We start from the raw sequence: 26,937 nt of genomic DNA, 5'->3' as shown, positions 1-26,937 counted from the left end.
CTTCCGTTGCACCATGTCCGACACCCTATTGAGCGCCGAACCCTCGTCCGGCGACGTTCCCCTCGTCTTTGTTGATCTTGAAACGACGGGAGGCTCGGTGGGCGAACACCGCATCACCGAAGTCGGCATCGTCGAGGTGACGGATGGGCAGGCCACGCGCTGGAGTTCGCTGGTCGATCCCCAGCAGCCGATCCCTCCCTTCATTCAGCAGCTCACCGGCATCAGCGATGCAATGGTGCGCGGCGCCCCCACGTTCGCCGAGATCGCCCCGGCGCTATTCGAGCGTCTCGCGGGCAAACTCTTCGTCGCGCACAATGCGAGTTTCGATCGTGGTTTTCTGCGCGCCGAATTCGAGCGGGCAGGGCTCACCTTCAATCCCGACGTGCTGTGCACCGTGCGGCTGTCGCGGGCGCTCTTTCCCGCGGAGAAGCGCCACGGGCTCGATGCGCTGGTCGAGCGTCATGCGCTCGTGGCCTCCGATCGCCACCGCGCGCTCGCCGACGCCGATCTGCTTTGGCAATTCTGGCAACGTCTGCCGGGCCTTGTGCCTGAGGAGATGCTGGCTACGCAGATCGAGCGCCTCACGCGCCGCCATCGCCTGGCGGGCGATATCACCGACGACCTGATCGAAAGCGCACCGGCGGGGCATGGCGTCTATGCTTTCTTCGGCGAAAACGATGCACCTCTATATGTAGGGCGCAGTGTGCGCGTGCGTCAGCGTGTGCGTTCGCATCTGTCGGGCGAGCGCCGGTCGTCGCGCGAGCAGCGTATGGCCCAACTGATTCGCCGTGTCGAATGGCAGGCTACCGGCGGCGAAATCGGTGCGCTGCTGGTCGAGGCGCGCTGGCTCGCGCAACTGAAGCCGTCGTTCAACCGCGCGACGCGTGTTTCGAAGCTCGATCCGGTTAGCGCACCCTGGCCGTTTGGTGCCGCGGTGCTCATCGAGGAGCAGGACGCCGTGCGCGGCACGGCGGTCTTTCATGTGATCGATCGCTGGTGCTACCTCGGCGCAGCGTCGAGTGCGGCGCAGGCGAGCACGCTTGCCGCTGCTTCAAGCGCAGCCGAAGCGCCGTTCGAACTCTCTACCTGGCGCATCCTGCAAACCCGGCTCGAGCGCGGTCTGCGCGTGCAGCCGCTGGAACCGTCGGCGACTGAAGGCGCTGCGAGCGTCGTCTAAACGGCGGCCCGCGCCTGCATCAGGCCGTCCCGCCCACGCCGCCCGCTTCACAGACATGGCCTAGTGCGCGTGTCATGGCTTCGGCACGTGTGGAATCGTAGCGCGTCAGTTCCTTCCAGTTCGCGACGGCCCGCGCCACGCGCGCCGGGCAGTCGTCGGCCGTGCGCGTGGGTTGTACGCGTGCGAGTGCGCCGATCAGTTGCCCCGTCAGCCGGTCGAGTTGCGGGCGCGTGACGCTCGCAAGATCCGGAGCCGGGCCGCTGGGCGGCTGCGAGTTGCGCCAGTTCGCAAAGAGGCCTTGCTGGACTTGCGTGCTGGCATCGATCTGATCGCGGAAGAATGCCCGCGCGAACGCCGGATCGACGCCGGCGGCCGCGGCGCGTTTCTGCACGTCTGCGAGCAGGGCGTTTTCACGCGGCGTATCGGTGATCGGCTTGTGATTGAGCCACTTCCATTGCGCGACCGGTTCCGCCAGCGCAAGGCGTTGCGAAACGAGCGCGACGAGATTGGTGAGGGAGGTGTCGTCGCCGTCGGCGTGAGCGCAAACGGCAGGCAGGGCGAGCAGCAGGGCGGCTGCGCAGGACGCGAGCGCGCGAAAGCGAAAAGTCATTGCAAGTGAAGGGCGGCTAGCCGAGAGGAGAAAAGCGAAGGATAGCCGGTTATGACGCGCAAGTTTGACGAAGCGCTTTCACGAGCGCGAACCGCACGCGCTGGAATGCGGCGTGCCTGGCACATGGCATTGGCGAACGCGGCGTATTGAGCGCGACAGCTCGCGCACCTCATGATGTGACGGTGCGTCGACAGTGCGCAAGCTAACGCGGCAGTCGCAGCCGACTGCCGTTTCTCCTGCCCCGTAAGCGCCAAAGCGCTTTGTCATTACTTCTGCTCGTGGCCCTTGCGTTGCTCGTCGAGGAATGCCCGGACATGTGCGGGCAATTCATCGCCGAGAAACTCGACGGCCACCGGTTCCGGATCCGGGCTAAATACTTGATCCGGGGTCGGAATCCTTGGCGGTTTGGCGTCCATGATCTTTCTCCTGTGTAAGGCGATTATCCGACTCGGCGCTTCACGCGCGCTAGGGGCGCCCAACGTAAAAGTGCTTTTCAGGTGCGTGTGTTGCTTTATTCGTACAGCGAGCGGATTTATTAAGCCAGCAGGAATATACTTATTGGGTTCCCCGGTTAATATCCACGAAGCCCTCGCATTGAGTCGAGGGCTTTTTGCATTGTGTGGGTTTTCCCGTAACGATCTGTTGCGCCGCCACATGCTGGCCGGCAGGCCGCTCTGGACAGGCCGTCAGGGTTCACCCGACGCGCTGACCCGCTTGCCGCGTGAAATTGTGGGCGCTGCCACAAGTCGCTGGTCTGCTCGCTCAATCACCACTCTCCTGCTATTCCCCTGGAACGAACGATTATGCGCAATCGTTGACTCCCGCACGGTTAACACAATTAAAAGTATGTAAGCGGGCGTTTCTTCTGATGTGGCTTATTAAAAGCAAAGAGAAGCATTGATGTGTCGATTTAACTGTAACTGCAAGTAAGCGAAAAAATGAGAATGCTTCGCACATCGACTCACGCTTTAGCTTGAGGGCGAGAGGGGTTTTCGGAACCGTCCGATTCGATCGGCGGGCGCCAATCGCTATCTTCAAAAGATCGCGAGCGGAAAGCCGCGGCCATTTCATCCGACCCTCCCATGATGCATTCCATTGAAACCTCGCTGTCCGACACCATCCTGGAATATGAACGTCAGTTGGCGCGCGAGCCCGGCGACGCTGGCGTGCTGCATCGTCTCGCGCTTGCCTGTCTGCGCGCGAAGCGCACGGAGGATGCATGCCGCTATCTCGATCGGGCGATTCATGTCGCGCCCACGAATGCCGAACTTTGGGAGCATCGCGGCCTGATCGTGGCGATGGCGCGCGATCACGTGCTCGCGGAGGCGGCCTATCACCGCGCGCTGACGCTGGCCGGGGATACGCCCACGCTGCACCGCAATCTCGCCGATGTCCTGAAGCTCGCCGGTCGTCGGGACGAGGCGGGGCGGCATTACGAGAAAGCGCTTGCGCTCGACCCGTCGCTGCACCACGCGGCGCGCCGCCTGGCCGATCTCAGTCTCGAAGCCGGTCAGGATGACGATGCTGCACGCTATCTGGAGCAGGCCTGGCGCCTGGGCGCTGCGCGGCCTGACGATGCAATCGACTTGCTCAAGCTCGAGTCGCGGCTGGGTCGCCGGGAACGGGTCGATGCGCTGATTGCACAACTGCGCGCCGAGTTTGCCGGTGACGCCCACGCGCTCAAAGATCTCGCGTTCGCGTTGAACAGCATCGATCGCTTCGATACGGCGCTCGACGTGGCGAAGCAAGGTGTGGCCGTCGCACCCTCACTGCCGCTGCTGCATCTGAACGTGGCCTACGCCTCGCACATGCGCGGCGATTTCGACGCCATGCATGAGCACAGCGCTGTGGCTGCGCGCCTGGCGCCCGAGGACGCGCCGATCCAGTTCAACCTGGCCGCGTCGCTGCTGCGCCGTGGCGAATTCGACGCAGGCTGGAAGCAATATGCGTGGCATGAGCGCTTGCCGGAAAACCGCACGCTCGCACGTCCGCCCTACGCCGAATGGCAGGGCGAGCCGGTCGTGGGCAAGCGTTTTCTGCTGCTCGGCGAACAGGGACTCGGTGATCAGATCCAGTTGCTGTGCTGCGCCGCCTGGCTGCATCGCGCTGGCGCCGTGGTCGATGTCTGGGTTGATCCGGCGCTCGTCGGCGTTGCGCGCTGCGCGAGCGGCGTGCATCAGGTCTTCGACACCTTGCCGCGCGGCCATTACGACTTCTGGTGTCGCATGTTCCGCTTGCCCGAGCACATGAAGCTCGCATTGCGCGACCTGCCCGTGGCCACGTCATACCTGCGCGCGCCCACAACGCAGGTCGCGCACTGGCGAGCGCAAATCGATGAAGCGGCGCAGGCCGGTAAGTTGCGCGTCGGCCTCGTGTGGGCCGGCAATCCGCAATACCAGCTGGATCGTTATCGCTCGATGATGCTGGATCAACTGCGACCGGTGCTCGCTCAACCCGGCGTATCGTGGTTCGCCTTGCAAAAGGGCGGGGCTGAACGCGAGCTCGCTTCCTTGCCCGAAGCAATCGACATGACGCCGCTCGGCGAGCGGATTGCGACTTTCGAGGACACGCTCGCGATCGTGCAGTTGCTCGATCTGGTCGTGAGCGTCGATACCTCGGTTGCGCATCTGGCGGCGGCGGCGGGTGTGCCGGTGTGGGTGTTGTTGCCGTCCTGCACCGACTGGCGCTGGATGGCTGCGCGTGCCGATAGTCCGTGGTATCCGTCGGCGCGTCTTTTCAGGCAGCGCGAGCTGGGGCAGTGGGGGCCGGTGCTGGATGAAGTGCGCGAAGCGCTAGGGGAGGTCGTCGCGGCAAAGACCGCGAACCGGTAGCCACAAAGCAAAAAGCCCAGTCAGAAGACTGGGCTTTTTGTTGAATCTTTGGTGCCGGAAAGAGGAATCGAACCCCCGACCTTCGCATTACGAATGCGCTGCTCTACCGTCTGAGCTATTCCGGCCGCACATCAGAGAAGAAAGATTATAGGAAAGTGCTCAGAGGAATGCAAGCCCTTTCTGCATCTTTTTTATTTTTTCGCTTCGTGGTGATAGCGGGTGACGCGCTCGACCTCGTTCTTCGAGCCGAGGAACACGGCGACGCGCTCGTGCAGGCTCGTCGGCTGGATGTCGAGGATGCGTTCTTCGCCATTGGTCGCCACGCCGCCCGCCTGCTCGACGATGAACGACATCGGGTTCGCTTCGTACATCAGGCGCAGCTTGCCCGGCTTCGACGGGTCGCGCTTGTCGGCCGGATACATGAAGATGCCGCCGCGATTCAGGATACGGTGCACGTCAGCGACCATCGAAGCGATCCAGCGCATGTTGAAGTTCTCGCCGCGCGGGCCGTCCTTGCCATCGTTGAGCTCGCCGATGTACTTCTGCACCGGCTCGTGCCAGTGGCGTGCGTTCGAGGCGTTGATGGCGTATTCGCGCGTGTCTTCCGGAATGCGCATGTTGCTCTGCGTGAGCACCCACGAACCGAGTTCGCGGTCGAGCGTGAAGCAGTTCACGCCGTTGCCGGTCGTGAGCACGAGCACGGTCTGCGGGCCGTACACGGCGTAGCCGGCCGCGACCTGCTGCGTACCCGGCTGGAGGAACGATTCCTCGGTGGCCTGCTTGCCGTCCGGGCAGCGCAGCACCGAGAAGATCGTGCCGATCGACACGTTCACGTCGATGTTCGACGAACCGTCGAGCGGATCGAACACGAGCAGGTATTCGCCCTTCGGATAGTTGGCCGGGATCGGGAAGAAGGTTTCCATTTCCTCGGACGCCATGGCCGCGAGGTTGCCGCCCCATTCGTTGGCGTCAAGGAGGATTTCGTTCGACAGGATGTCGAGGTTCTTCTGCACTTCGCCCTGGACGTTCTCGCTGCCGGCGGTGCCCAGCGCATCGCCGAGCGCGCCCTTGCTGACGTTGAAGCTGATCGCCTTGCACGCGCGTGCGACGACTTCGATCAACAGACGCAGATCGGCGGGCAGGTTCTTGTGTTCGCGTTGCTGCTCGATCAGGTATTTCGTGAGAGTGGTACGACGGTGCAAAGCCATTGCAGTACTCCGGGGAGCTTGGGGAATAGCGCAATTCTACCCGCTGGGGTGTGACTGTCCGGTGCGTACCGCTGTAAAAAGCCGTCGGCGCGCGGCCTGGCGCGCCTGGCCGGGATCGTGGCGGGGAACAATATTCGAAAAGAATGGACAAAAATACGCACCAAAAAGCGCACAAAAACACGCACCAACAAGCCCGAAAAAAAACCGGCCCGACGCAGTGCATCGGGCCGGCTTGGTCTTGACGGGTTTAAAGCGTCAGGCCAGTGCTTTTTCCACGATTTCACGCACATCGCGCGACTTCACGCGGGCGGCGACCTGTTCGAGCGCGGCGCGCATCTTGTCGCGCAGGGTGGGCGTGAAACGGCGCCACAGTTCGAGATTGCGCGCAAGACGCGCGGCAACCTGCGGATTGATGGCGTCGAGTGCGATGACCTGTTCGGCCCAGAACGCGTAACCCGAACCGTCGGCAGCGTGGAATTGCGCCGGGTTGGCCGCGCAGAAGCTGAAAATCAGCGAACGCGCGCGGTTCGGATTCTTCAGATTGAAGGCCGGATGGCGCATCAACGCGCGCACCGTGTCGATCACCGGACGCTGCGCCGTGCCACGCTGGGTCGCTTGCAGCGAGAACCACTTGTCGATCACGAGCGGCTCCTTTTCGAAGCGCGCGTAGAAGTCTTCGAGCGCGTTCTTCGCGTAACCCGCGCCCGTGGCCGCCGACGCGTTCATCAGCGCCGACAGCGCCGCCGCGCGATCGGTCATGTTGTTGGCGGCGTCGTACTGGGCGGTCGCGAGGCGCACGGCGTCGGCGGGATCGTCGAGTTCGCTCAGGTAGGAGAGCGCGAGGTTCTTCAGGCCGCGCCGACCCGCGGCTTCCGGCGTCGGCTCATAGGCGCCCGGCGTCAGGTTGGCCTGATACGCAGCCAGCCACTCGGCCTTGAGCGCCGTGGCCAGACGCTTGCGCACGAACTGGCGCGCGGCGTGCACGGCGGCCGGGTCGGATTCCGCCATCTGCTCGGCGAGATAGGTTTCCGACGGCAACATCAGCGCGAGTTCGCGGAACGACGGCGACAGCGAGGTATCGGTCAGCACGCGGCTGAAGGCCTGCACGAGCGCATCGCTGGTTTCGAGCGGCTGGCCCGCCGACGCGCGTGCGGCCAGCGCAAGCAGTTCGCGCGTGGCAAGACGCTGGCCCGCTTCCCAGCGGTTGAACGGGTCGCTGTCGTGCGCGAGCAGGAAGGCCAGCTCGTCGTTGCCGTAGTCGTACTCGACGATCACCGGCGCGGAGAAGTTGCGCAGGAGCGAGGGCAGGGGCTTTGCCTCGACATCGACGAAGGTGAAGGTCTGCTGCTTTTCGGTGACTTCGAGCACGCGCGTGGTCGCGCCAGCTTGCGCTCCCTGACTTTCGCCTTCGAGCTTGAGCGGCAGATCCTGGCCGTCCGGGCCGATCAGGCCGATCGCGAACGGAATCAGGAGCGGCCCCTTCTGCGTTTCGCGCGCGGCGGGCGAGCCGTTCGCGTAACCCTGCGCCAGCGTCACGCTATAGCGCTTCGCGGCGGCGTCGTAGTGCGTCGTCACGCTCACGCGCGGCGTACCCGCCTGGCTGTACCAGCCTTCGAATTGTGCGAGGTCGCGGCCATTGGCATCGGCCATCGCGGCGCGGAAATCGTCGCAGGTCACGGCCTGGCCGTCGTGGCGCTGGAAGTACAGATCCATGCCCTTGCGGAAGCCGTCGCGGCCAAACAGCGTCTGGTACATCCGCACGACTTCCGCGCCTTTCTCATAGACGGTCATCGTGTAGAAGTTGTTGATCTCGACGTAGCTTTCGGGGCGCACCGGATGCGCCATCGGGCCCGCGTCCTCGGCGAACTGCATCTGGCGCAGCACGCGCACGTCCTCGATACGCTTGGTCGCGCGTGCGGCTTCGTTTTCGTCGCCGCCCGACATCGCCGCCGAGAACTCCTGGTCGCGGAACACCGTGAGGCCTTCCTTCAGGCTCAACTGGAACCAGTCGCGGCAGGTCACGCGGTTGCCCGTCCAGTTGTGGAAGTACTCGTGGCCGACCACGGCTTCGATATTGGCGAAGTCGACGTCGGTGGCCGTTTCGGGGTTCGCCAGCACGTACTTCGTGTTGAAGATGTTGAGCCCCTTGTTCTCCATCGCGCCCATGTTGAAGTCGCTCACGGCGACGATCATGAAGCGGTCGAGATCGAGTTCCAGCCCAAAGCGCGACTCGTCCCAGCGGATCGAGTGGATCAGCGAATCCATCGCATGACGCGTCTTGTCGAGATCGTGCGGCTCGACCCAGACCTGCAGCAGCTTTTCCTTGCCCGAACCGGACTGGATACGCTCTTCCAGCGCCACGAGCTTGCCCGCGACCAGCGCGAACAGATAGCTCGGCTTGCGGAACGGGTCTTCCCATTTCGCATAATGACGGCCGTCGGGCAGGTCGCCTTCGGCGATCAGGTTGCCGTTCGAGAGCAGCACGGGATACGAGGTCTTGTCCGCGCGCAGCGTGACCGTATAGGTGGACATGACGTCCGGACGGTCGAGGAACCACGTGATGCGGCGAAAGCCTTCGGCTTCGCACTGCGTGAAGAAGTTGCCGCCCGACACGTAGAGGCCGGAGAGCGTGGTGTTCGCCGCCGGATCGCAAGCGCCTGTGAGCGTGAGCGTGAAGCTGTCGGGGACGTTTTCGATGCTCAGGCCGTGTTCGTGCGCGCGCACCTGTTCCCAGGGCTGGCCGTCGATGGCCGCGCCGATGAACTCCAGCTGCTCGCCCAGCAGTTCGAGATGGGCGGCGTGCTTCGCATCGGGATTGCGGCGCACGGCGAGCGTGCTTTTGACGATGGTGCGCTCGGGCACGAGGTCGAATTCGAGATCGACGGTATCGATCAGGAAGGCGGGCGGCGCGTAGTCTTCGCGGCGGATCACGTTAGGCGTTGCGGTATCGGACATGGTCTCGTGCTGGGGAGAGTCGGGTCGTCGGATCGGGGCGTCGTTTAAACCTGGAGGCCGCCTGCGTGCGGCGCTGCGGGCGGCAGGTCGTCCCATTGTACAAAGGCTCGGGCGGCTTGTCCGGAGCGCGGTCGCGCTTGCGGGGCGGGATCGGGAGCTATCGGAAGGTATCCAGAGGGGCGCGAACTTTCGCGTCGCCGCGCGAGTCAGTATGATCGGGCCTGCCGCGTTGCATCGCGCATGCTGGCGAAGCCGTCCGGAGCGCCGAAGATTACAGAAGAATCCGCGAAAAATCGCCAGAAAATAATTGAGCGACGGTCGCGCGACGGAATAAACGCTGCGGCAAATTCGTATCGGAAGGAGCGGCCCCCACGACTGCGCTTTCACAACCACTGGCAACAATGCAAGAGAAGACCATGATGCCCGACCGATGGACCCGCCGCGCCCTGCTGATGCTGGCCGCGCTCGCCGTGACGCTTTCCGGCTGCACCACCTACGTAACGAGCCAGGTGACGGCTTTCTCCGCGTGGGATGGCGGCAGCGACGCCACGCGCACCTATGCGTTTACGCGCAACCCCGATCAGGAACACAGCATCGAGCAATCGACCTACGAGAACCTGGTCGCCGACGGCCTGTCGACCCAGGCGTTCCGCCAGGTGCCGCAGCCGCAGGCGCACTATCTCGTCGGCCTGGCTTATGGCAGCCGCATGGATACCGTGACGGTCGCGCAGCCGGTGTTCTACAACCCCTGGCCGAGCCCGTATTGGGGGCCGTTCAATCCGTGGGGCCCGTGGGGGCCGTACGGCCCGGCCTATGTGAACCAGAGCTATCCGGTTTATTCGCATGTGCTCGCCGTGCGCATCACGGACAAGGCGTCGGGCAAGGAGCTCTATAACGTCTCCGCGCGCGCTTCGGGCGACGATCCCTCGCTCGTGCGCGTGATGCCTTATCTGGTGCGCAGCGCGCTCGCCAACTTCCCGCTGCAGAACGGCACGGTCACGCAGGTGAAGCTGCCGGTCGACAAGAACGGCGGGGCGTCGAACGAAGCTCCTGCCGCGGCCATGCCGCCTGCCGCAGCCGCCAATACGCCAGCGGTAGCGAAGTAAGCTGCAAGCAGCAACAAAAAAGCGCGCCGGACGTTTGCGTCCGGCGCGCTTTGCTTTTGGGCCGCCGTTTGACCCGCCTTTTGGCGTGACGCGTCGTTACACGTCGTTATGCGCTTTCGCGGCTATGCACACGTGCGCCTGCCGCATAGGTTTCGAACACAGCGCGATCGTCGCCGAGCAACGCGAACGCGAACAGCAGTTCTTCGAGCGATTCAGCGCGCGCGGTGCGGCGCGCGAGCAGTGGCGTGGCCTTCGGGTCGAGCACGACGAAGTCGGCTTCCGATTGCGGTGCGAGCGTGCCGATCTTGTCGGCGAGATCGAGCGCTTGCGCGGCGCCTGCCGTGGCGAGCCAGAACATGCGCGTGGCCGTCAGATGATGGCCGCCCATGCGCGCGACCTTGTGCGCTTCGTTCATCGTCTGCAGCATCGAGAACGACGTGCCGCCGCCGACGTCGGTTGCCAGCGTCACGGGCATCTGCGACTCATTGGCCTTGTCGAAGTCGAACAGGCCGCTGCCGAGGAACAGGTTCGACGTCGGGCAGTGCGCCGCGACCGCGCCGGTTTCGGCCATACGCTGGCGGTCTTCGTCGTCGAGCCAGATGCAGTGGCCGTACACCGCGCGGCGACGCAGGAGTCCGTAACGATCGTAGACGTCCAGATAGCTGCGCTGGCGCGGGAACAGTTCCTTGACCCACTTCACCTCGTCGAGATTTTCCGCGACGTGGCTCTGGATAAAGATGTCGCCATGCGCCTTCGCGAGCGCTTCGCACGCTTCGAGCTGCGCCTCGGTCGAGGTCGGCGCGAAACGCGGCGTGAGCGCGTACATCTGGCGACCCTTGTTGTGCCAGCGGCCGATCAGCTCGGCGCTGTCGTCGTAGCCGGTCTGCGGCGTGTCGCGCAGAAACTCGGGGCAGTGGCGATCCATGAGCACCTTGCCCGCGACCATGCGCAGGTTCTTCGCCTCGCTGGCCGTGAAGAGCGCATCGGCGGACTGCTTGTGCACCGTGCAGTAGACCAGCGCCGTGGTCGTGCCGCTCTTGAGCAGTTCGTCGACGAAGAATTGCGCCGTGTCCTGTGCAATGGCCTCGTTCTCGAAACCGCGTTCGGTCGGGAACGTGTAGGTGTCCAGCCACGGCAGCAGGCCCGGCGCGGGCGACGCGATCATGTCGGTCTGCGGATAGTGGATGTGCGTGTCGATGAAGCCCGGCACGATCAGCTTGTCGCGCATGTCGTGCACCTGCGCGCCATCGCTCACGCGCTCCTTGAGCGCCGACCACGCGCCGGACGCGGCAACCTGGCCGTCCTCGACGATCACGACGCCGTCCTCGTGGAACTGGGCTGCGTCGGGCGACTGCGCGGGGTCGCCGGTGAAGGTCAGGAGTTGTGCGCGAAAAACCGATTGAGTCATGGGAACTTCGTCTCCGTAAATTTCAGGTATGCAGGCGCCGTGCGCGCTTCATGGCTGGCGCGCGCTGCACGCGCCGCTCCTGAAAATGCGGCGCGCAAAAAATTGGGCGCGAGCGCTCCCCCGGCCCGGCGCAGGTGCGCGGGGCCTTTGAGGGGGAACTGCCCGGCTGAAAACGTCCTGCGCGTGTTAAGCGGCTGCGCTGCTCCAGTACTGGTCGAGCTTCGCGATCATCGCGGCGCGCTCTTCGGGCGTGACGAACGACGCCTCGAAGCCGTTGCGCAGAACCGTGTACACCTCTTTGTCGTCGAGCTTGAGCGCTTCGATGATGGCGCTGTAGTTCTCGTTGACGTAGCCGCCGAAGTAGGCCGGATCGTCCGAATTGATCGTCACCGCGACGCCTTGGTCGAGCAGTTGCTTGAGCGTGTGCTGCGTCATGTCGTCGAACACGCAGAGCTTGGTGTTCGAAAGCGGACAGACGGTCAGCGCGACGCGCGAATCCGCCAGGCGCGTGACGAGCGCTGCGTCCTCGATGCTGCGCACGCCGTGATCGACGCGATCGACCTTGAGCAGGTCGAGCGCTTCGTAGATATAGGCGGGCGGGCCTTCCTCGCCGGCATGGGCGACGAGCTTCAGGCCCTTGGCGCGGGCCTTTTCGAACACTCGCTCGAACTTCGAGGGCGGGTGGCCGCGCTCGGACGAATCGAGACCCACGCCGATCATGCGCGGATAACGCTCGAACACCGGCAGCGCGGCTTCCCACGTGGCGAGCGCATCGGCTTCGCTCAGGTGGCGCAGGAAGCACAGGATCAGCTTGCTGGTCAGGCCGCGCTTTTCGGCGTCCGCGAGCGCGCGGTCGATGCCCGCAACGACGGTCTCGATCGACACGCCGCGTTCGGTGTGCGTCTGCGGATCGAAGAAAATTTCGGTGTGCACGACGTTGTCCGCGAGTGCGCGCTCGCAGTAGGCCATCGTCATGTCGTAAAAATCCTGCTCGTGCAGCAGCACGCTCGCGCCCGCGTAGTAGATGTCGAGGAACGATTGCAGGTCGGTGAACGCGTAGGCCGCGCGCAGTGCTTCGATCGACTCGTAGGCAAGCGTGACGTTGTTGCGCTGGGCGAGCGCGAAGATCAGCTCGGGCTCAAGCGAGCCTTCAATATGGATGTGCAGTTCGGACTTGGGCGCGCCGAAGGCTTTCTGCACAAGCGGATTAACAGTAGTCGTGATGGTCATGATCTGGTCGGTCAATATGTTCGTGGGTGACATCACGCGCAATGGGGCAGGGCGACCTAAGCATGGCTGTGCTCGTGGGCGGCGTGCGCCCGGGTCGCCTCGATTGCCTGCAACAACTGGGCGGCGGCCGATATCGCGATCACTTCGGGCGATTTGTCGACGATGCCGTCCACGCCCAGCGGGCAGTTCATGCGCGCGATCTGCGACGGATCGATGCCGCGCGCGGCGAGCCGGTGCTCGAACTGCTGGCGCTTGCTGTGCGAGCCGATCATGCCGAAGAACACGAAGTCGCCGCGGCGCAGGATGCGTTCGGCGAGATCGAGGTCGTGCGCATGATCGTGCGTCATCACGATGAAGCTGCTGCCGGGCGGCGCGGCTTCGACGGCGTCGAACGGCGCGTCGGTGGCGTCGATCACGACATTGGCCGCACCGAGCGCCGCGAATGCTTCCGGCGAGGGAAACCCGGCGTCGCGCCCATCGACCCAGCGCACGCGGCACGGCAAGGTGCCGAGCACGCGCACGAGCGCCGCGCCGACATGGCCCGCGCCGAACAGCACGATGGGGAAATCGTTGGGCGCGATCGTTTCGGTGAGCAGCAGCGTGGAATCGGACGCGTCGCCGGCTCCGCCGATCGCCCCCCCATTCGCACCGCTATCCCAGAGCAGGCAGTCCGGCGCTTCGACGCCCGGCTCTGGCTCCGAGAGCATCACGGCGCCCGCATCGGCATCGCTGGAAGTGGCCCCGCTGGCTCCATTGGCCCCATTACGCGAGGAGCGGAATGATACGCTACGAACGGTCGATGCGCCCGCGGCGAGCCGGCGCGACAGCGTGGCCAGCCAGCCGAGATCGGCCACGTCGAGCCGCTCGAACGCGAGCACGACCGCGCCGCCGCAACACTGGCCGAGGCTGGGCCCGAGTGCCAGGCGCTCCAGCCGCCGGGCGTGCGACATCCTCATGCCGTCGCGCAGCACCTGGCGCGCGATTTCGATGGCTTTCCATTCGAGGTGCCCGCCGCCGATCGTATGGCGCGCGGACTCGCGCGTGACGATCATCTTCGTGCCGGCTTCGCGCGGCACCGAGCCTTCGGCGCGCGCGACCGTAACGAGTACGGCGGCGTCGCCATGCGCGAGCAGTTGTTGCAGATCGGTGACCCAGGCTTGCATCGGGCGGTGCTCCTACGCTGCGGCCAACGCGGCGCATTCGCTCGCAACGCGGCACGCAAGACGCACGCGCTGGTCGAGGACGAAAAGAGTCGGGACGTGCGCGAGCGCAGACACGGCGCGCTGGCGGCTTGCGAAGGGCGCGTCATGAACTTCATGCACGGCGCCACGGGGGACGTTTCGGATGGTTTGCGTTGTCATGTGAAACCCAGGAGACATTGCGGATCAGGCGCGCGTTACGCAGGGGAGCAAGGGCCGGGCCAAAACCGGCCTCGCGCACGTAGATCGCCATCCAGTTGCGAATGTAACACTGACAGCGCCAGGAAACTATTCCCTGCGAATAATGCGGGTTATGTGACGGCGCCCATGACCGGATGATGAATGTTCCGCCCCTTTAGAGAGAAAAAGGCTACAGGAACACGGGGAAAGGCGTGCCGCCCGCGAACGGGGCGGCGTGAGAGAGGCGTAGCGCTTAACGGCGGATGCCGGGCCACGACACCTGGCGGCGGCGGTTGCGCCACAGGCTCATGAGCACCGCGACAAACACGACGACAAATGCCACCACTGACCAGATCGGCAGCGTCAGGCCGAGAATCGGCGGGTAGGTGGTTTCGCACAGTCCCTGCACCTTGAAGACGCCGGGTAGCCAGTGTGCGGGCGGCAGGGCGTCGACGATCGGCTGCAGCGTGTCGAAGCCGCAACTGAAGCTCGGGAACGCCTGCACCCAGGCGAGCTTCGCCGAGGCGACGATGCCGCCGACCGCCGAAATCACGATCAGCCCTTCGAGCGCGCGCACGCCGCGCCAGCTTGTGAAGCGCGCGCCCAGAAACGCGAAAACGGCGATCAGGATGAAGAAATAGCGCGTCAGGATGCACAGCGGGCACGGATCCTGGTGCTCGGCGTACTGCATATAGAGTGCGCCGGCCAGCAGCGCGAGACAGATGATGCCGAGCAGTACCAGCAGGCTGCGTTCGCGGCGCAATAGCGCGTTATCGTCGTTCATGTGGTTCGTTTTTTTCGGGTTGGAGGCGCAGCGGTGCGCGCGGACACCGGCTACAACGGCGTGACGGGATTCTAGCGCGAAGGCCGGCCGCCGCGAGCAAGCGCACAGGCGCGCGGCGGGCTGACTCGCGGCTCACCGGGCTTCGCGCGCGGCGTTTTCCAGCAATCCAGCGGCTCAGCGCAGCGGGGCCAGCACGGCTTCGACGCCGCGCCCGATTGCGAGCAGCGCGTCGTCGGCGTAAGGCGCGGCGGCGAGCATCAGTCCGACCGGCGCGGCCCCGTGGCGGTGCACCGGCAGCGAGAGCGCGCACGCGTCGAGGAAGTTGAAGGCGCTGGGATTGCGCAGCACGAGCGCATTGGTGCGTGCGAACACGTCGTCATCGGCGGCGAGCGGGGCGACGGCGGGCGGCGCGATCGGCACCGTCGGCGCGATCACGACGTCAAAACGCGACCACAGCGCGGCCTGCGCCTCCTCCATCACGGCGGCGCGCGCGGCGACCAGGTCGAGATAATCGGCGGCGCTGGCGGGCTCGCCCTTGAGGATGCGCATGAGCACGCGCGGATCGTATTGATCGCGATGCTGGGCGATCAACGCGCGATGCCACGCGTAAGCCTCCATCGACGCAAAGCCGATGCGGTTGATCTCGCCGAAACGCTCGAACGCCGAAAACCGCACGTCGTTGACGATCGCGCCTGCCGCGTCGAGATGCTTGAGCGCGGTGTCGATGGTGTCGGCGACTTCGGCCTCTACGCCGTCGGTCACGAAGTTCGTCAGCACGCCGATGCGCACGCCTTCCAGATGACGCGCGGCCGGCACGTGCGGCGCGAGGCCCGCGAGGATGCGGTCGGCGAGCGCGCAGCAGGCCACGCTGTTGCCGATCGGGCCGAACGAGTCGAGCGTCGGCGAGAGCGGCACGCCGCCCGCCTTCGGGATGCGCGCGGCGGTGGGCTTGAAGCCGGTCAGGCCGCAGAACGCGGCGGGAATGCGGATCGAGCCGCCGGTGTCGGTGCCGAGCGCGATGGCGGCCATGCCGTCCGCGACCGAGGCCGCCGCACCCGACGACGAGCCGCCCGCGACACGCTGGTCGCCCTTCACATCGCGCTGCCACGGCGAGAGCGGCGTGCCGTAGTGCGGATTCAGGCCAAGCCCCGAAAACGCGAATTCGCTCATGTTGGTGCGCCCGACCAGCACCGCGCCCGCCTGGCGCAGGCGTGCGACGGCCGGGGCGTCCGCGCTGGCGGGCGCGGCGTTGGCTAGCGCCGTAGAACCTGCGCGCGTGACTTCGCCTTCGACATCGAAGAGATCCTTGATCGACACCGGAATGCCCGCGAGCGGCGACAGCACCGTGCCCGAGGCGCGCAGGCGGTCGTGTGCGTCAGCGGCGGCGCGCACGCGAGCGGCGTCGACGTGCGTGAAGACCGTCGCGCCCTGGCCCGCCGGATCGGCGATGCGTTCGAGCGCGGCTTCGGCGAGCGCGCGGCTGGTGGTGCGACCCGCGGCCAGATCGGCGGCCAGTTGGGCGAGCGGAGGGAAAGCAGGGGAGGTGGCGCTAGAGGTCATGGCAGCGGGGCACGGAAGGCGGTTCGTTGAACTCGGGCGGCGGCGCGCGGCGGCGGCGGACAGCATCGTGATCCGCGCATGACGCACCGCAAGGGACACATCATTGTAGAACGCTGGATTTTTGTTGCGCGGACGATTTGGCGCAGCCGGATCATCGGGTAACATTCAGCTATTCGATAGCATTTTGTAAGGATTTGAGCTTATGCACCAGGGAATCGGCTTTATTCAGGATCTGGCAGTCGTCATGGCGATCGCCGGGATCGTCACCGTACTGTTCCATCGCCTGAAACAGCCGGTGGTGCTTGGCTATATCGCGGCAGGCGTGATCATCGGGCCCTATACGCCGCCGTTCCAGCTGATCCACGACGAGCAGACCATCCAGACGATGGGCGAGCTAGGCGTCGTGTTCCTGATGTTTTCGCTCGGGCTGGAGTTCAGTCTGCGCAAGCTGTTCCAGGTGGGCGCAACGGCCATCGTCGCGGCGATTTCCGAGATCGTCGTGATGCTGTGGCTGGGCTATGAAATTGGCCGCGCGTTTGGCTGGGCCGCGATGGATTCGCTGTTTCTCGGCGCGATCCTGGCGATCTCCTCGACCACCATCATCGTCAAGGCGCTCGCGGATCTGGGCGTCAAGCGCGAACCGTTCGCGCAGCTCGTGTTCGGCATCCTGATCGTCGAGGACATCCTGGGCATTGCGATGCTCGTGCTGCTTGGCGGCATCGCGCAAACGGGGGAGCTTTCGCCTGGCATCGCGCTCATCACGCTCGGCAAGCTGCTGCTGTTCATGACGGTCTCGCTGCTGGCGGGCATCCTGATCGTGCCGCGCGTGCTCGGCTATGTGGCGCGCGTGGGCAGCGACGAGATGCTGCTGGTGTCGGTGCTCGGGTTCTGCTTCGCGTTCTGCCTGCTGGTCGTCAAGCTCGACTACTCGATCGCGCTGGGCGCGTTCCTGATCGGCGCGGTGATGGCCGAGTCGCGGCACCTGGAGCGCATCGAGCATCTGGTCGCGCCGTTGCGCGATGCGTTTTCGGCGATCTTCTTCGTCACCATCGGGCTGATGCTCAACCCGCTCGTACTGGTCGACTACGCCTGGCCGATCGCCGTGATCTCGCTGGCTGTCGTGTTCGGCAAGCTGGTGTCGTGCGGTCTGGGCACTTTCCTCGCGGGGCGCGACGGCCGCACGGCGATGCGCGTCGGCATGACGGTGTCGCAGATCGGCGAGTTCTCGTTCATCATCGCGTCGCTCGGGCTCACGCTGAAAGTGACGAGCGGTTTCCTGTATCCGATCGCCGTGACGGTGTCGGCCATCACGACGCTCACCACGCCGTATCTGATCCGCGTGGCCGATCCGCTCTCGCAGCGCCTCGCGCGCGCCATGCCGCCCGCCGTGTCCAACGTGTTCGGCATGTATAGCCAGTGGTTGCGCTGCCTGATGCCGCGTTCGCAGGGCGAGGGCGGCCCGACGCTGTTTTCGCTCACGCGGCGCATCGTGCTGCAGATCGCGCTGAATCTGGCGCTGGTGTCGGCAATCTTTATCGGCATGTCGTATGGCGCGCGCTATGCGTCGCCGGCTATTGCCAGCTGGGTGCCCGACGAGCGCATCCAGCGGGTGGTGCTGTGGAGCGTCGCGCTGTTGCTGGCCATGCCGTTCCTCGTGGCCGTGTGGCGCAAGACCCAGTCGCTCGCGTTGCTGCTGGCCGAGGTCAGCGTGCAGCCCGAGAAGGCCGGACGCTTCACGCGCGCGCTGCGCCACGCCATCGCCGAGCTGGTGCCGGCCATATCGATGATCGGTGTGTTCGTGCTGGTGGCCGCGCTGTCGGGCACGATCCTGCCGCCGACGGGCTTTCTGATCGGCGTGCTGGTGTGCGCGGCGTTGCTGACGATGCTGTTCTGGCGTTGGTGCGTGAAGATCCACGCGAGCATGCAGATTGCGTTGCGCGAGACTTTCGACGAGCGCCAGGACACGCACTAGGAGAACGGCGGGGGCAGCAAAGGCTGGACAGGATGACGAGCGCGGCCAATGTGACGGAATGTGAGCAATTGTGCAAATGGGTGGCGGCGTGATGCGGTGGGACGCATAATCGAAACCCTGTTCATCCGTTTGCGCCCTGCAACGATGTAGCGCGCCCCGACCCCACGTCATGAGCGACAACAAGACCGACCGCCCAGAGGTTCCCGACGGCGCAGGCCGTCCCGCCGGATCCACCGGATCCACCGATCCCAACCGTTCCACGGATTCCGGCGCCGCTTCACCTTCTCCTTCCGCTTCTTCTGCATCTCCCCAGGCTGCCGCCCAGACGCCCGGTTCCGGCGAGGCCGCACAACGCGCATCGACTGATTCGCCTGAGAGCGCATCGACGATCACGCCCGATGCGGCAGGCGCCGACAGCTCCGGCGGCGGCACCGACGAGGAACCGCCGACGGCCCAGGCAGCGGCTTCTGCCTCCACCGTGTCTGAGGCCGCTGGCGAAGCCGCCCAGGCCCGCGAGGAAGCCGAGCGGGCGGTGGCGCGACAAGCCGCGGAAGCCGCCGCCAGGGCGGCCGCGACGGGCGCAGGCAAGCCGCAGGTGCCGATCGAAGTCGCTGCTGCCGCCGATCGCGAAGTGCCCGCGCCCACGCCAGGCACAGCGAAACCCACCGCCACTGAAGCCGCTGCGCCACGAGCGGGTGCAGCGCCCGCGGGCTTTGGCCAGGCCCCCGACTTCAGCGCGCAGAATCCGCCGCCGCCGGGTGCCTTGCCGCCCGAATCGCCGCGCTACCTGCGTCCGAGCGATTCGGCGTGGTCGGTGTTCGGTCGCATCGTCGCGGCGCGTGCGCGTCAGTTGTTCGACCGTGCGGGCCAGCGCATCACGCAACGCACATTGCGTATCGGTGTATCGGCGCGCATCTTTCACCCCGAGCCCGGCGCCCAGGGCTTGCGCGGCAAGACGCTTCAGTATCTTGAGGAATCGATCGCGCACTGGGTCATGTCGCGCGACGTGATCGTCTTCATGATCCCGACGGTCGGCCATCAAGGCATGCTGCATCCGAGCAATATCCGCCTGCGCGACTACGCGAAGCATCTCGACGGACTGCTGCTGCAAGGCGGCGCCGATGTCTCGCCGCAAACCTACGCGGAAGTCGCGCCGCGCCCCGAATGGCCCGGCGACCGCGTGCGCGACATGTACGAACTGGAACTGCTGCATGAATTCGTCGAATCGGGCAAGCCGGTGCTCGGCGTGTGCCGCGGTTGCCAGCTCATCAATGTCGCGTTCGGCGGCTCGCTGTATCAGGACATCGCCACCGATGTGCCGACGGCCGGCGTGCACGTTAGCGAGCATTACGACCAGCATCGCCATGCCATCACGTTCCCGGAAGGCTCGTCGCTCGCCAGCATGTTTCCGGGCCGGCGCGAGGCCATCGTCAACTCGATCCACCACCAGGCGGTCAAGACGCTTGGCCGCGATCTGACGGTCGAGGCGGTGTCGGCAGGCGATGGGCTGATCGAAGCCGTGCGCTACCGGCGTGCGCCGTTTGTCGTCGGCGTGCAGTGGCACCCGGAGTTCCATCGCGCGGGCGGCCCCGAACTGCTCGACTGCACGCCGCTGCTCGACAACTTCCTGCGTTCGGCGCGCGAGACGCGTTTCTGATCAGTGCCGACCGTTTCTCACCGCCCCTGACGTTTGCTGACGCGACACTTCGCGAGCGTCGAGCAAGGCAGGGCAACCGCAAAGGCATCACCGAAAAAGGGGCGTCGCCCCTTTTTCTTTTCCCGTACGACTCTTCCGACAATTCCTAAGATTAAGTAGGTGATTTCGGACAAGGAAATCGCAGGTTTCGCGCGTTCTTCTGTTATCCGAAATTAATCGGCGTTTATGAGATTTTCGGGCGGCGATAATAAGCGGTTACTCGGAATCCTGAACGGAACAGGCAGTCATGAAGCAATCCACTGTGCTGCGGCGCGCCCTGCTGGCCGCCGCGGTTATCACCCTCTTGCAGCAGGGCGCGCCGGCATGGGCTGGCTCGCTCGCGAGCGACGCCGCGCCGGTGGCGGGCAGCCGCCCGGCGCTCGGCAGTCTCACGCCGCAGCCCGCGAATGCCTTGCCGCCTGCAGGCATGGCCGACGACCAGGCGACGGCTGGCGCATCGCAGGGCGACGTCGCTACGCTGATGCAACTGATCCACGATGCGCAACTGGTCGAGCTGCGCACCACCTACAACGCCAGCTACGGGGCGAGCCTGTTCTTCTATCCGCCGGAAATGACGTACTACGTCGTGCTGTTCCAGGACAAGCACTTCTGGCGTGTGATCCGTTCGCAGGACGATGCACGCGCGGAATCGATCTATGCAAACTTCGTGCAGCAGACCCAGCGTCTTGCCGAAGTCGAAATCCGCCGCATGCAGATCGAGGCGCAAAAGGCCTTCATCGAGCGCGTCATTGCGATCAACGCAGATCGTGCCCGTCGACTTCAGGCGGATATCGATGTCGCGCGCACGCAGCAGGCGCGCGTGGACGACTATCAGCGCCAGGTGCAGGGCAACGCAGCCGCGCTCAATGCCGAGAAGATCCAGGCGCAAGCGCAATTGCGTCAATTGCAGAATCAGGTCGATCAGCTTCAGCGTGAAACGGAGCAAGGCCTGCCTGGCTCGCGTCGGTAGATATCAGACCTGGTCGGCGGGGCGCTGTCCACAGGGCGGCGTTCTGTGTCGGGATGACGAGTCGAACGCACCAGGCGAGACAAAAAGCAAAAGCCCGGCGAGGAGCCGGGCTTTTGCTTTGGGACGGGTTGCCGGTTTTGCTTCGGGAACCTTACTTTTCGAAGTGATCAGGCACTTCAGTCACGCGGCGTTGCGCGACATGATTGACCCAATCCGTGCTGTCAGCGGCAACCGGGGCGCGGTGCGGCGCTGCGCGCGTGTTCGCATAAGTCGTGAGGGACGCGTATTCGTCGCTGGAGTCCGCTGCGAATTGATGCGGCGAATACTCAGCGGCTTCTGAATACATGCCGTGGGTGCGCTGGGTCGTGACGATCGGCGCGCTGCGGTGCGGCGCGAATTCGTGCACCGCGTGGCGGCTACCTATATCGCGCGCCGCCTGTTCTGCGGCTCTGGTTGCCTTCGTTGTGCTTGTCGCCTGAGTGATCGCCTGGTGCGACCTGGCGGTGCGCTTCTCGCCAGCGGCCCTGGGTTTGAACGTGCTTTGCACGGGCTTGCCGGTGTGCGCACGCATTGCGAAGTCGGGACGCTTCGCGGTTGCAGGCGCAGCAGCGAGCGCTGACGTGGCGTCCTTGCCCCGCGTAACGGCGGGTGCCGCAGTGGCGGCGGGCGCGGTCGCGATCAGTTCCGGGCGTTGGACTGGCGCGGCTTGCGGCGCGGCGTCCCGCACGGTACCCGGCGCGACGATTGGTGTGGCCGTGGAAGCGGTAGCCGCCGTCGTAGGCGAAGGCACTGGCATCGCCCGCTGGGCCACGACCGCCGAACTGATCGCGACGCCTTGTTCATGGCTCGCATCCGGGATGGCGGCGGGGATGGCGGCGGCGGGGGCGGCGGTTTTCGGGCCTTCGATGACCCCCGAGATCGAGCGGTCATGCAGTGCGCGTTCGTCGGCGAGGCGCGATGAGGAGTGCGTATCGGCCTTCGCAGCCGGGCTGGCGGACGCACGCAGGGTGGACTGGCCTTTATCGTCGCGGACTTGCGTATGACTGGCGACGATCCATGCGAGCAATGCCGCGCTGCCGATGGCGACGGCGCTGGCTGTGAGCTTGTGCGACGGTGGTGGCGTGCGTGCGGCCGGAGCACCTTGCGCACGCTGAACCGCTTGCGCCATTTTCGTAGCACCCGCCGTGCGAGCGCCGAGGGCTTCGGCAGCGGCTTGCTGGGCCTGTGCGGCGTTCATTGCAGCGCCGACCGGCGCGGCGGCGGGGCGCGGCGGTTCGGCTGCGGCGCGCGGCTGGCGATCCCAGCGATAGGCCTGGCGGAAGGCTTCCGCGCTCAGGCAGATGGTGCGCAGGAATGCTGCGTAGAGCGCGTGAAGTTCGGTACGCAGGCTGAACTGCGAAGGCATGAGTGACCATTCGCGGCCGAATGGCGGTGGAACGCGGTTGAGCGGGCGCATGTGTGGCATTGCGAGTGCGCCTTCCACCTGAACTAACGGAAAAGTTGACATGGATCTCTCGCTGCCTTGCTGTGGCGGGGCACCAGAAACGGTGGTGTTCGAAAGGCGCGCCACCCCTCAGCGGGCGGCGCGCTATTCGGGAATCGGATGTTCGACCGTTGATTCTGAAGATCCGACGCCCGGCAATCCATCGGAAACGTCTGAAAAATTGACGGGAATTGTAGTCTCTGTACGGATAGACGGCCCGGATAGACGGCCGATAGCCGGGCCAATGCAGCACGTCCACCGTGCGAGCGAAGCGCAGGCTTACGTCTGGCGGCCGGCGAGCCGGTAGACGTAGCGCAGCGCCGTGATGTCGACGCCGCCCATGCGATCGGGTTCGGAGCCCGAAAACTCCCAGCCTTGTCGCTCATAGAAAGCGATCGCCGGCGTGTTGCCGTCGAGCACGTACAGATAGAGCTGGCTCTCGCCCTGCTGGCGTGCCCATGCCTGGGCGGCCGCCATGAGCCGCTTGCCCACGCCGATTCCCTGATGCGCGGGCAACGCATGCAGATTGTCGAGCAGCACGCCCCACTGCGATTCGGGCTGGCGTTCGACACACACGAAACCAACGGGTGTCGGCTCGGCACCGGGCGCACCGAGTTCGGCGATCAGCACCAGACGGCGCTGCGCGCCAGGCGCCTCCATGCGCGCGCGCCAGTAGGCCGCCCGCTCTGCGTTGACTTCGCTTTCGAGGAAGGCAGCCGGTAGCAACTGCCGATAGGTGGCCTGCCAGCTTGCGGCGTGCATGGCGGCGAGTAGCGGGGCATCGGCGAGCGTGGCCGGTCGCAGGGTGAGGGTAGCGGCGGTGGACATGCGGGCGTCGGTTTTGCGGAAAAGGTCTGCTGCGGGTGCGGCCCGTCACACACCCGGCGAATTCGCCGAAACGGGCAGCATCGATGGACTATTGTGCATGATAGGCACCGCCATGCGAACCGCCCGGCGGCGGGCTTATTTGAAAGCAAATAGAAATAATAGCGCGAAGTTGGCGGGCGTTAGCTAACTGTGCTCAGGTCTTACCCGGATTTCTGACCCTGGAAGCGAGCAGGATAATGAGCGCCCGCGCGCGCGAGGCCCAGGCGCAACGGCGCGCATCGATGTTTCGTGCTTCACCTCATGTTTCACAGTCAGGCCGTCTAGCTCAGTCACGCGCGTGTGTCTGGGCCAGACGGCCGGCAATCCTTCAGAGATCGTCATGTCCACAGCGACCCACGCTTCTTCCAGCGAATCGAAGTTCCGCACGGTGTTTCGCGTCGTCAGCGGCAACTTCCTGGAAATGTACGACTTCATGGTCTACGGCTATTACGCCTCGGCGATTGCCAAGACCTACTTCCCGAGCAACAACGCGTTCGCCTCGCTGATGCTCGCGCTGTCCGTGTTCGGCGCAGGCTTTCTCGTGCGTCCGCTCGGGGCGATCATCCTCGGCGCGTATATCGACCATCACGGCCGGCGCAAGGGGCTCATCCTGACGCTCGGCCTGATGGCGCTCGGCACGCTCGCCGTCGCCGTCGTGCCGGGTTACGCGACCATCGGCGTGCTCGCGCCCGTGCTCGTGCTGTGCGGGCGGCTGTTGCAGGGCTTCTCGGCGGGCGTGGAGCTGGGCGGCGTATCGGTCTATCTTTCGGAGATCGCGACCAAGGGCAACAAGGGCTTCTACGTGTCCTGGCAGTCGGGCAGCCAGCAGGTTGCCGTGATCTTCGCGGCGCTGCTGGGCGTGCTGCTGCACCGCTTGCTGCCGGTCGAGGAAATGACCGCTTGGGGCTGGCGCGTGCCGTTCATCATCGGCTGCCTGATCGTGCCGTTCCTGTTCCTGATCCGTCGCTCGCTGCAGGAAACCGAGGAATTCGCGAAGAAGAAGCATCGCCCGTCGATCCGCGAAATCATGGCGTCGATGATGCAGAACTGGGGCATCGTGCTGGGCGGCATGGGCATGGTCATCATGACGACGGTGTCGTTCTACATGATCACGGCCTACACGCCGACCTTCGGCAAGGAAGTGCTCAAGATGGGCGAGCTCGATACGCTCGTCGTGACGGTCTGCATCGGCTTGTCGAATCTGTTCTGGCTGCCAGTGTCGGGCGCGATTTCCGATCGCATCGGCCGTCGTCCCGTGCTGCTCACCTTCACGATTCTCACGATCCTGACCGCGTATCCGGCGGTGCAATGGCTCGTCGCCGATCCGTCGTTCGCGCGCCTGCTGATGGTCGAGCTGTGGCTCTCGTTCCTCTATGGCTGCTACAACGGCGCGATGGTCGTGGCGCTGACCGAAGTCATGCCCGCCGATGTGCGCACGGCCGGTTTCTCGCTGGCCTACAGCCTTGCGACCACCATCGGCGGCTTCACGCCGGCCATCTCGACCTACCTGATTCACGTGAGCGGCAACAAGGCCGCACCGGGTGCGTGGATGGGCGTCGCGGGCATCTGCGGGCTGATCGCGACGCTCGTGCTCTATCGCACCGCCGAAGCGCGCAACCAGTACAAGACGGTCTGAACGACGCACAACGACGTAAAAAAACCCGCAGCGATGCGGGTTTTTTTACGTCTGGCGTGTTGGCGGCGGCCTTGCGCCCGCAAGCGTGTCAGCCTTCGCGCAAGGCGCTGGCGACCTGGGCGACGACTTCGTCCCACGCACCCGGGCGCGGCTGGCGCACGAGCCGCGCGCGCGGATACCAGGGGCTGGCATCGGTATTGGCGAACCAGCGCCAGTCGGCGGCGAACGGCAACATCAGCCAGAGCCTGGCGTCGAGCGCACCGGCAAGGTGGGCAATCGACGTATCGATGGAGACCACTGCGTCGAGCCGCTCGATCACGGCGGCGGTGTCCGCGAAATCGGCGAGCTTCTCGCCCAGCCGATGGATCGAGCGAGCGCGCGGATGCACGTCGAGCGCGGCATGCTCGGCGTCGGTCAATTGAGGTTGCAGCACGATCCAGTCAATGCCGTCGAGCGCGAACAGCGGTTCGAGTGCGGCCAGCGGCATGCTGCGGTTTTCATGCTTATGAATGCGGCCCGACCACGCGAGGCCGATCTTGCGCCGCGCCTGGCCGCCGAGCGAGCCGCGCCATTTGCGGCGGTACGCGGTGGGGGCGGCGAGGTAAGGCATGGGCGCGGGCAGGGCGTCGAAGGTCGTGCCGAGCACGAGTGGCAGCGACAGCAGGGGGCATTGCAGATCGGCCTGCGGGCGCGGCGCGCCCTGGGCGACCAGCGTGATGCGCGCCGCGTGCGCAGCGGGCGCGATCAGCGGCACGAGCGGCGCCTGCACTTCGAGCACGATGCGCGTGCCTGCCTGCGCGAGCGCGATCACCGACGGCACGAAGCGCACGAACTGCAACGTGTCGCCGAAACCCTGTTCAGCGTGGATCAACAGCGTGCGCTCGCCGAGCGGCTCGCCGCGCCAGCGCGGCACGCCTTGCGCGCAGGTGGGCACCGGCGCGCTGGTGCGCGAGGGCAGACCGAGCGCGCTGAAGCCGACGTCGCGCGAAGTCGGATCGAGTCGCCATTCGTATTCGGGCAGGCCGCGCCGGAAGTCGCCGAGCGTGAGCCAGGTGAGCGAGCGGTTCAGGTGCGCGGCGGCGAGATCCGGCCGGGCGCGCAGGGCCTCGTCGAAGGCGCGCAGCGCGGCGGCATGACGGCCGAGCGCGTGCTGCGCCGTGCCGAGTGCGAGCCACGCAAGCGAAAACTTCGGATCGAGGCCGATGGCGCGCTCATAGGCCGCGATTGCTTCGTCATGCCGACCGAGCGCCGCGAGCGCATTGCCAAGGCCGAACAGGGCGGGCGGGAACTGCGGCTGCAGCGCAAGCGCTTCTTCGTAGCCCGCCACGGCGTGCGCGTGATAGCCGGTCGCGTCGAGCGTGTTCGCCAGGTTGAAATGCGCAGCGACGAAGCGCGGCTGCGCGCGCAGCGCCTTCTGGAAGTGCTCGACCGCGCCCGCGCTGTCGCCGAGCGCATTGAGGGCCATACCGAGGTTGTTGTGCGCGCCAGCGTGGCCGGGACGGATCTTCAGCGCGCGGCGGAACGATTCGGCGGCTTCGGCGTGACGGCCCAGCGCGTGCAGCGCGTTGCCCAGGTTGTTGTGCGACGACGCGTCGCCCGGCTGCAGGCGCACCGCGTGCTCGAACGCGTACATCGCGTCCTCGTGGCGGCCGATCGCCGCATAGGCGTTGCCGAGGTTGTAGTGCGCGAGCGCGAACGTGGGCGCGAGCGTGAGCGCATTGCGAAAGCGCTCGATCGCGTTGTCGAGCTCGCCCATCGCCTTCAGCGCGTTGCCGAGGTTCAACTGGAGCGCGGCGTCCTCGGGACGCAGGTCGACGGCCCGGCGCACGAGATCCGCGGCTTCGGCGTGCTGGCCCTTTTGATGCCGCAGCACGCCGAGCATGTGCAGCGCATCGACGTGCACGGGATCGGCGGCGAGCGTCGCGCGGTAACCGCGCTCGGCGTCCTCCAGCCGGCCGTCGCGATGTGCGGCGAACGCGCGGACAAAAACCTGTTCCATGACCGAAAGGCAAATACGTGGGAGATCTAAAGGCGGCATTTTCCCACACTCGCGCAGGCGTTCCGT

Annotated in this window: 19 protein-coding genes and 1 tRNA gene; 7 read left to right on the top strand and 13 right to left on the bottom strand. The window is 65.5% G+C overall.

What is annotated here, in order from left to right:
- The first annotated feature begins 13 nt into the window (after nucleotides 1-13).
- Entirely contained in the window at nucleotides 14-1,177 is a 1,164-nt protein-coding gene (locus BBA01S_RS16460; RefSeq protein ID WP_027817417.1) for an exonuclease domain-containing protein, read from the top strand.
- Nucleotides 1,178-1,196: 19 nt separating this feature from the next.
- Here the strand turns inward: BBA01S_RS16460 and BBA01S_RS16455 are convergent, their stop codons facing one another.
- Nucleotides 1,197-1,787, bottom strand: a complete 591-nt coding sequence (locus BBA01S_RS16455; protein WP_027817416.1) for a chorismate mutase — start codon at nucleotides 1,785-1,787, stop codon at nucleotides 1,197-1,199.
- A gap of 266 nt (nucleotides 1,788-2,053) precedes the next feature.
- Nucleotides 2,054-2,203, bottom strand: coding sequence for a hypothetical protein (locus tag BBA01S_RS47565; RefSeq protein ID WP_027817415.1), 150 nt, complete (start codon nucleotides 2,201-2,203; stop codon nucleotides 2,054-2,056).
- Nucleotides 2,204-2,869: 666 nt separating this feature from the next.
- Here BBA01S_RS47565 and BBA01S_RS41500 point away from each other — a divergent pair.
- Nucleotides 2,870-4,618 carry a tetratricopeptide repeat protein gene (locus tag BBA01S_RS41500; RefSeq protein ID WP_245641505.1) on the top strand — a complete coding sequence of 583 codons (1,749 nt, stop codon included), beginning with the start codon at nucleotides 2,870-2,872 and terminating at the stop codon, nucleotides 4,616-4,618.
- A gap of 49 nt (nucleotides 4,619-4,667) precedes the next feature.
- Here BBA01S_RS41500 and BBA01S_RS16440 read toward each other — a convergent pair.
- The 3 genes from BBA01S_RS16440 to pepN form a co-directional block, all read right to left on the bottom strand.
- Nucleotides 4,668-4,743: transfer RNA gene (locus tag BBA01S_RS16440), tRNA-Thr, on the bottom strand.
- Nucleotides 4,744-4,809: 66 nt separating this feature from the next.
- Nucleotides 4,810-5,826, bottom strand: a complete 1,017-nt coding sequence (locus BBA01S_RS16435; protein WP_027817414.1) for a class 1 fructose-bisphosphatase — start codon at nucleotides 5,824-5,826, stop codon at nucleotides 4,810-4,812.
- A gap of 255 nt (nucleotides 5,827-6,081) precedes the next feature.
- A complete protein-coding gene (gene pepN, locus BBA01S_RS16430) occupies nucleotides 6,082-8,781 on the bottom strand; it encodes an aminopeptidase N (protein WP_027817413.1) in 2,700 nt (899 codons plus the stop codon).
- A 416-nt stretch (nucleotides 8,782-9,197) separates the two neighbouring features.
- Between pepN and BBA01S_RS16425 the strand changes: the two genes are divergently transcribed.
- Complete coding sequence (locus BBA01S_RS16425) at nucleotides 9,198-9,887, top strand: DUF4136 domain-containing protein (protein WP_027817412.1); 690 nt, start codon at nucleotides 9,198-9,200, stop codon at nucleotides 9,885-9,887.
- A gap of 106 nt (nucleotides 9,888-9,993) precedes the next feature.
- Here BBA01S_RS16425 and guaD read toward each other — a convergent pair whose 3' ends face one another.
- The 5 genes from guaD to BBA01S_RS16395 form a co-directional block, all read right to left on the bottom strand.
- Complete coding sequence (gene guaD, locus BBA01S_RS41495; protein ID WP_042297355.1) at nucleotides 9,994-11,295, bottom strand: guanine deaminase; 1,302 nt, start codon at nucleotides 11,293-11,295, stop codon at nucleotides 9,994-9,996.
- 186 nt (nucleotides 11,296-11,481) lie between these two features.
- Nucleotides 11,482-12,525 (bottom strand): adenosine deaminase, encoded by a 1,044-nt coding sequence (locus tag BBA01S_RS16415; protein WP_027817411.1) that lies wholly within the window; start codon nucleotides 12,523-12,525, stop codon nucleotides 11,482-11,484.
- A gap of 56 nt (nucleotides 12,526-12,581) precedes the next feature.
- Entirely contained in the window at nucleotides 12,582-13,688 is a 1,107-nt protein-coding gene (xdhC, locus tag BBA01S_RS16410) for a xanthine dehydrogenase accessory protein XdhC (RefSeq protein ID WP_027817410.1), read from the bottom strand.
- Between the two features lie 469 nt (nucleotides 13,689-14,157).
- The gene (locus tag BBA01S_RS16400; protein ID WP_027817408.1) at nucleotides 14,158-14,688 is read right to left on the bottom strand and encodes a disulfide bond formation protein B; all 531 of its coding nucleotides are present in this window, start codon (nucleotides 14,686-14,688) and stop codon (nucleotides 14,158-14,160) included.
- Between the two features lie 174 nt (nucleotides 14,689-14,862).
- The gene (locus BBA01S_RS16395) at nucleotides 14,863-16,248 is read right to left on the bottom strand and encodes an amidase (protein ID WP_027817407.1); all 1,386 of its coding nucleotides are present in this window, start codon (nucleotides 16,246-16,248) and stop codon (nucleotides 14,863-14,865) included.
- Nucleotides 16,249-16,450: 202 nt separating this feature from the next.
- On the opposite strand from BBA01S_RS16395, the gene BBA01S_RS16390 reads away from it, so the two are divergent.
- From BBA01S_RS16390 to BBA01S_RS16380, 3 genes are all read left to right on the top strand, one after another.
- Entirely contained in the window at nucleotides 16,451-18,220 is a 1,770-nt protein-coding gene (locus tag BBA01S_RS16390; protein ID WP_027817406.1) for a cation:proton antiporter, read from the top strand.
- Between the two features lie 169 nt (nucleotides 18,221-18,389).
- Nucleotides 18,390-19,877, top strand: coding sequence for a gamma-glutamyl-gamma-aminobutyrate hydrolase family protein (locus tag BBA01S_RS16385; protein ID WP_027817405.1), 1,488 nt, complete (start codon nucleotides 18,390-18,392; stop codon nucleotides 19,875-19,877).
- A 286-nt stretch (nucleotides 19,878-20,163) separates the two neighbouring features.
- Nucleotides 20,164-20,886, top strand: a complete 723-nt coding sequence (locus tag BBA01S_RS16380; protein WP_027817404.1) for a DUF2968 domain-containing protein — start codon at nucleotides 20,164-20,166, stop codon at nucleotides 20,884-20,886.
- 151 nt (nucleotides 20,887-21,037) lie between these two features.
- Here BBA01S_RS16380 and BBA01S_RS16375 read toward each other — a convergent pair whose 3' ends face one another.
- A complete protein-coding gene (locus BBA01S_RS16375; protein WP_156965962.1) occupies nucleotides 21,038-22,291 on the bottom strand; it encodes a hypothetical protein in 1,254 nt (417 codons plus the stop codon).
- A 357-nt stretch (nucleotides 22,292-22,648) separates the two neighbouring features.
- The gene (locus BBA01S_RS16370; protein WP_027817402.1) at nucleotides 22,649-23,197 is read right to left on the bottom strand and encodes a GNAT family N-acetyltransferase; all 549 of its coding nucleotides are present in this window, start codon (nucleotides 23,195-23,197) and stop codon (nucleotides 22,649-22,651) included.
- Between the two features lie 379 nt (nucleotides 23,198-23,576).
- Between BBA01S_RS16370 and tcuC the strand changes: the two genes are divergently transcribed.
- Nucleotides 23,577-24,872, top strand: a complete 1,296-nt coding sequence (tcuC, locus tag BBA01S_RS16365) for an MFS transporter (protein ID WP_027817401.1) — start codon at nucleotides 23,577-23,579, stop codon at nucleotides 24,870-24,872.
- Between the two features lie 88 nt (nucleotides 24,873-24,960).
- On the opposite strand, the gene BBA01S_RS16360 is transcribed toward tcuC, so the two are convergent.
- Complete coding sequence (locus tag BBA01S_RS16360) at nucleotides 24,961-26,871, bottom strand: tetratricopeptide repeat protein (RefSeq protein WP_027817400.1); 1,911 nt, start codon at nucleotides 26,869-26,871, stop codon at nucleotides 24,961-24,963.
- Nucleotides 26,872-26,937 lie beyond the last annotated feature (66 nt).

Origin of the sequence: Paraburkholderia bannensis NBRC 103871 (assembly GCF_000685015.1) — a bacterium.
Lineage (GTDB): Bacteria > Pseudomonadota > Gammaproteobacteria > Burkholderiales > Burkholderiaceae > Paraburkholderia > Paraburkholderia bannensis.
This window is presented reverse-complemented; position numbering and strand designations above follow the sequence as displayed.

Bases quoted from the DNA above. Each gene is read 5' to 3' on its own strand.
- BBA01S_RS16460 (WP_027817417.1), top strand. From the start codon at position 14: ATGTCCGACACCCTATTGAGCGCCGAACCCTCGTCCGGCGACGTTCCC.
- BBA01S_RS16455 (WP_027817416.1), bottom strand. From the start codon at position 1,787: ATGACTTTTCGCTTTCGCGCGCTCGCGTCCTGCGCAGCCGCCCTGCTG.
- BBA01S_RS47565 (WP_027817415.1), bottom strand. From the start codon at position 2,203: ATGGACGCCAAACCGCCAAGGATTCCGACCCCGGATCAAGTATTTAGC.
- BBA01S_RS41500 (WP_245641505.1), top strand. From the start codon at position 2,870: ATGATGCATTCCATTGAAACCTCGCTGTCCGACACCATCCTGGAATAT.
- BBA01S_RS16435 (WP_027817414.1), bottom strand. From the start codon at position 5,826: ATGGCTTTGCACCGTCGTACCACTCTCACGAAATACCTGATCGAGCAG.
- pepN (WP_027817413.1), bottom strand. From the start codon at position 8,781: ATGTCCGATACCGCAACGCCTAACGTGATCCGCCGCGAAGACTACGCG.
- BBA01S_RS16425 (WP_027817412.1), top strand. From the start codon at position 9,198: ATGATGCCCGACCGATGGACCCGCCGCGCCCTGCTGATGCTGGCCGCG.
- guaD (WP_042297355.1), bottom strand. From the start codon at position 11,295: ATGACTCAATCGGTTTTTCGCGCACAACTCCTGACCTTCACCGGCGAC.
- BBA01S_RS16415 (WP_027817411.1), bottom strand. From the start codon at position 12,525: ATGACCATCACGACTACTGTTAATCCGCTTGTGCAGAAAGCCTTCGGC.
- xdhC (WP_027817410.1), bottom strand. From the start codon at position 13,688: ATGCAAGCCTGGGTCACCGATCTGCAACAACTGCTCGCGCATGGCGAC.
- BBA01S_RS16400 (WP_027817408.1), bottom strand. From the start codon at position 14,688: ATGAACGACGATAACGCGCTATTGCGCCGCGAACGCAGCCTGCTGGTA.
- BBA01S_RS16395 (WP_027817407.1), bottom strand. From the start codon at position 16,248: ATGACCTCTAGCGCCACCTCCCCTGCTTTCCCTCCGCTCGCCCAACTG.
- BBA01S_RS16390 (WP_027817406.1), top strand. From the start codon at position 16,451: ATGCACCAGGGAATCGGCTTTATTCAGGATCTGGCAGTCGTCATGGCG.
- BBA01S_RS16385 (WP_027817405.1), top strand. From the start codon at position 18,390: ATGAGCGACAACAAGACCGACCGCCCAGAGGTTCCCGACGGCGCAGGC.
- BBA01S_RS16380 (WP_027817404.1), top strand. From the start codon at position 20,164: ATGAAGCAATCCACTGTGCTGCGGCGCGCCCTGCTGGCCGCCGCGGTT.
- BBA01S_RS16375 (WP_156965962.1), bottom strand. From the start codon at position 22,291: ATGCCTTCGCAGTTCAGCCTGCGTACCGAACTTCACGCGCTCTACGCA.
- BBA01S_RS16370 (WP_027817402.1), bottom strand. From the start codon at position 23,197: ATGTCCACCGCCGCTACCCTCACCCTGCGACCGGCCACGCTCGCCGAT.
- tcuC (WP_027817401.1), top strand. From the start codon at position 23,577: ATGTCCACAGCGACCCACGCTTCTTCCAGCGAATCGAAGTTCCGCACG.
- BBA01S_RS16360 (WP_027817400.1), bottom strand. From the start codon at position 26,871: ATGGAACAGGTTTTTGTCCGCGCGTTCGCCGCACATCGCGACGGCCGG.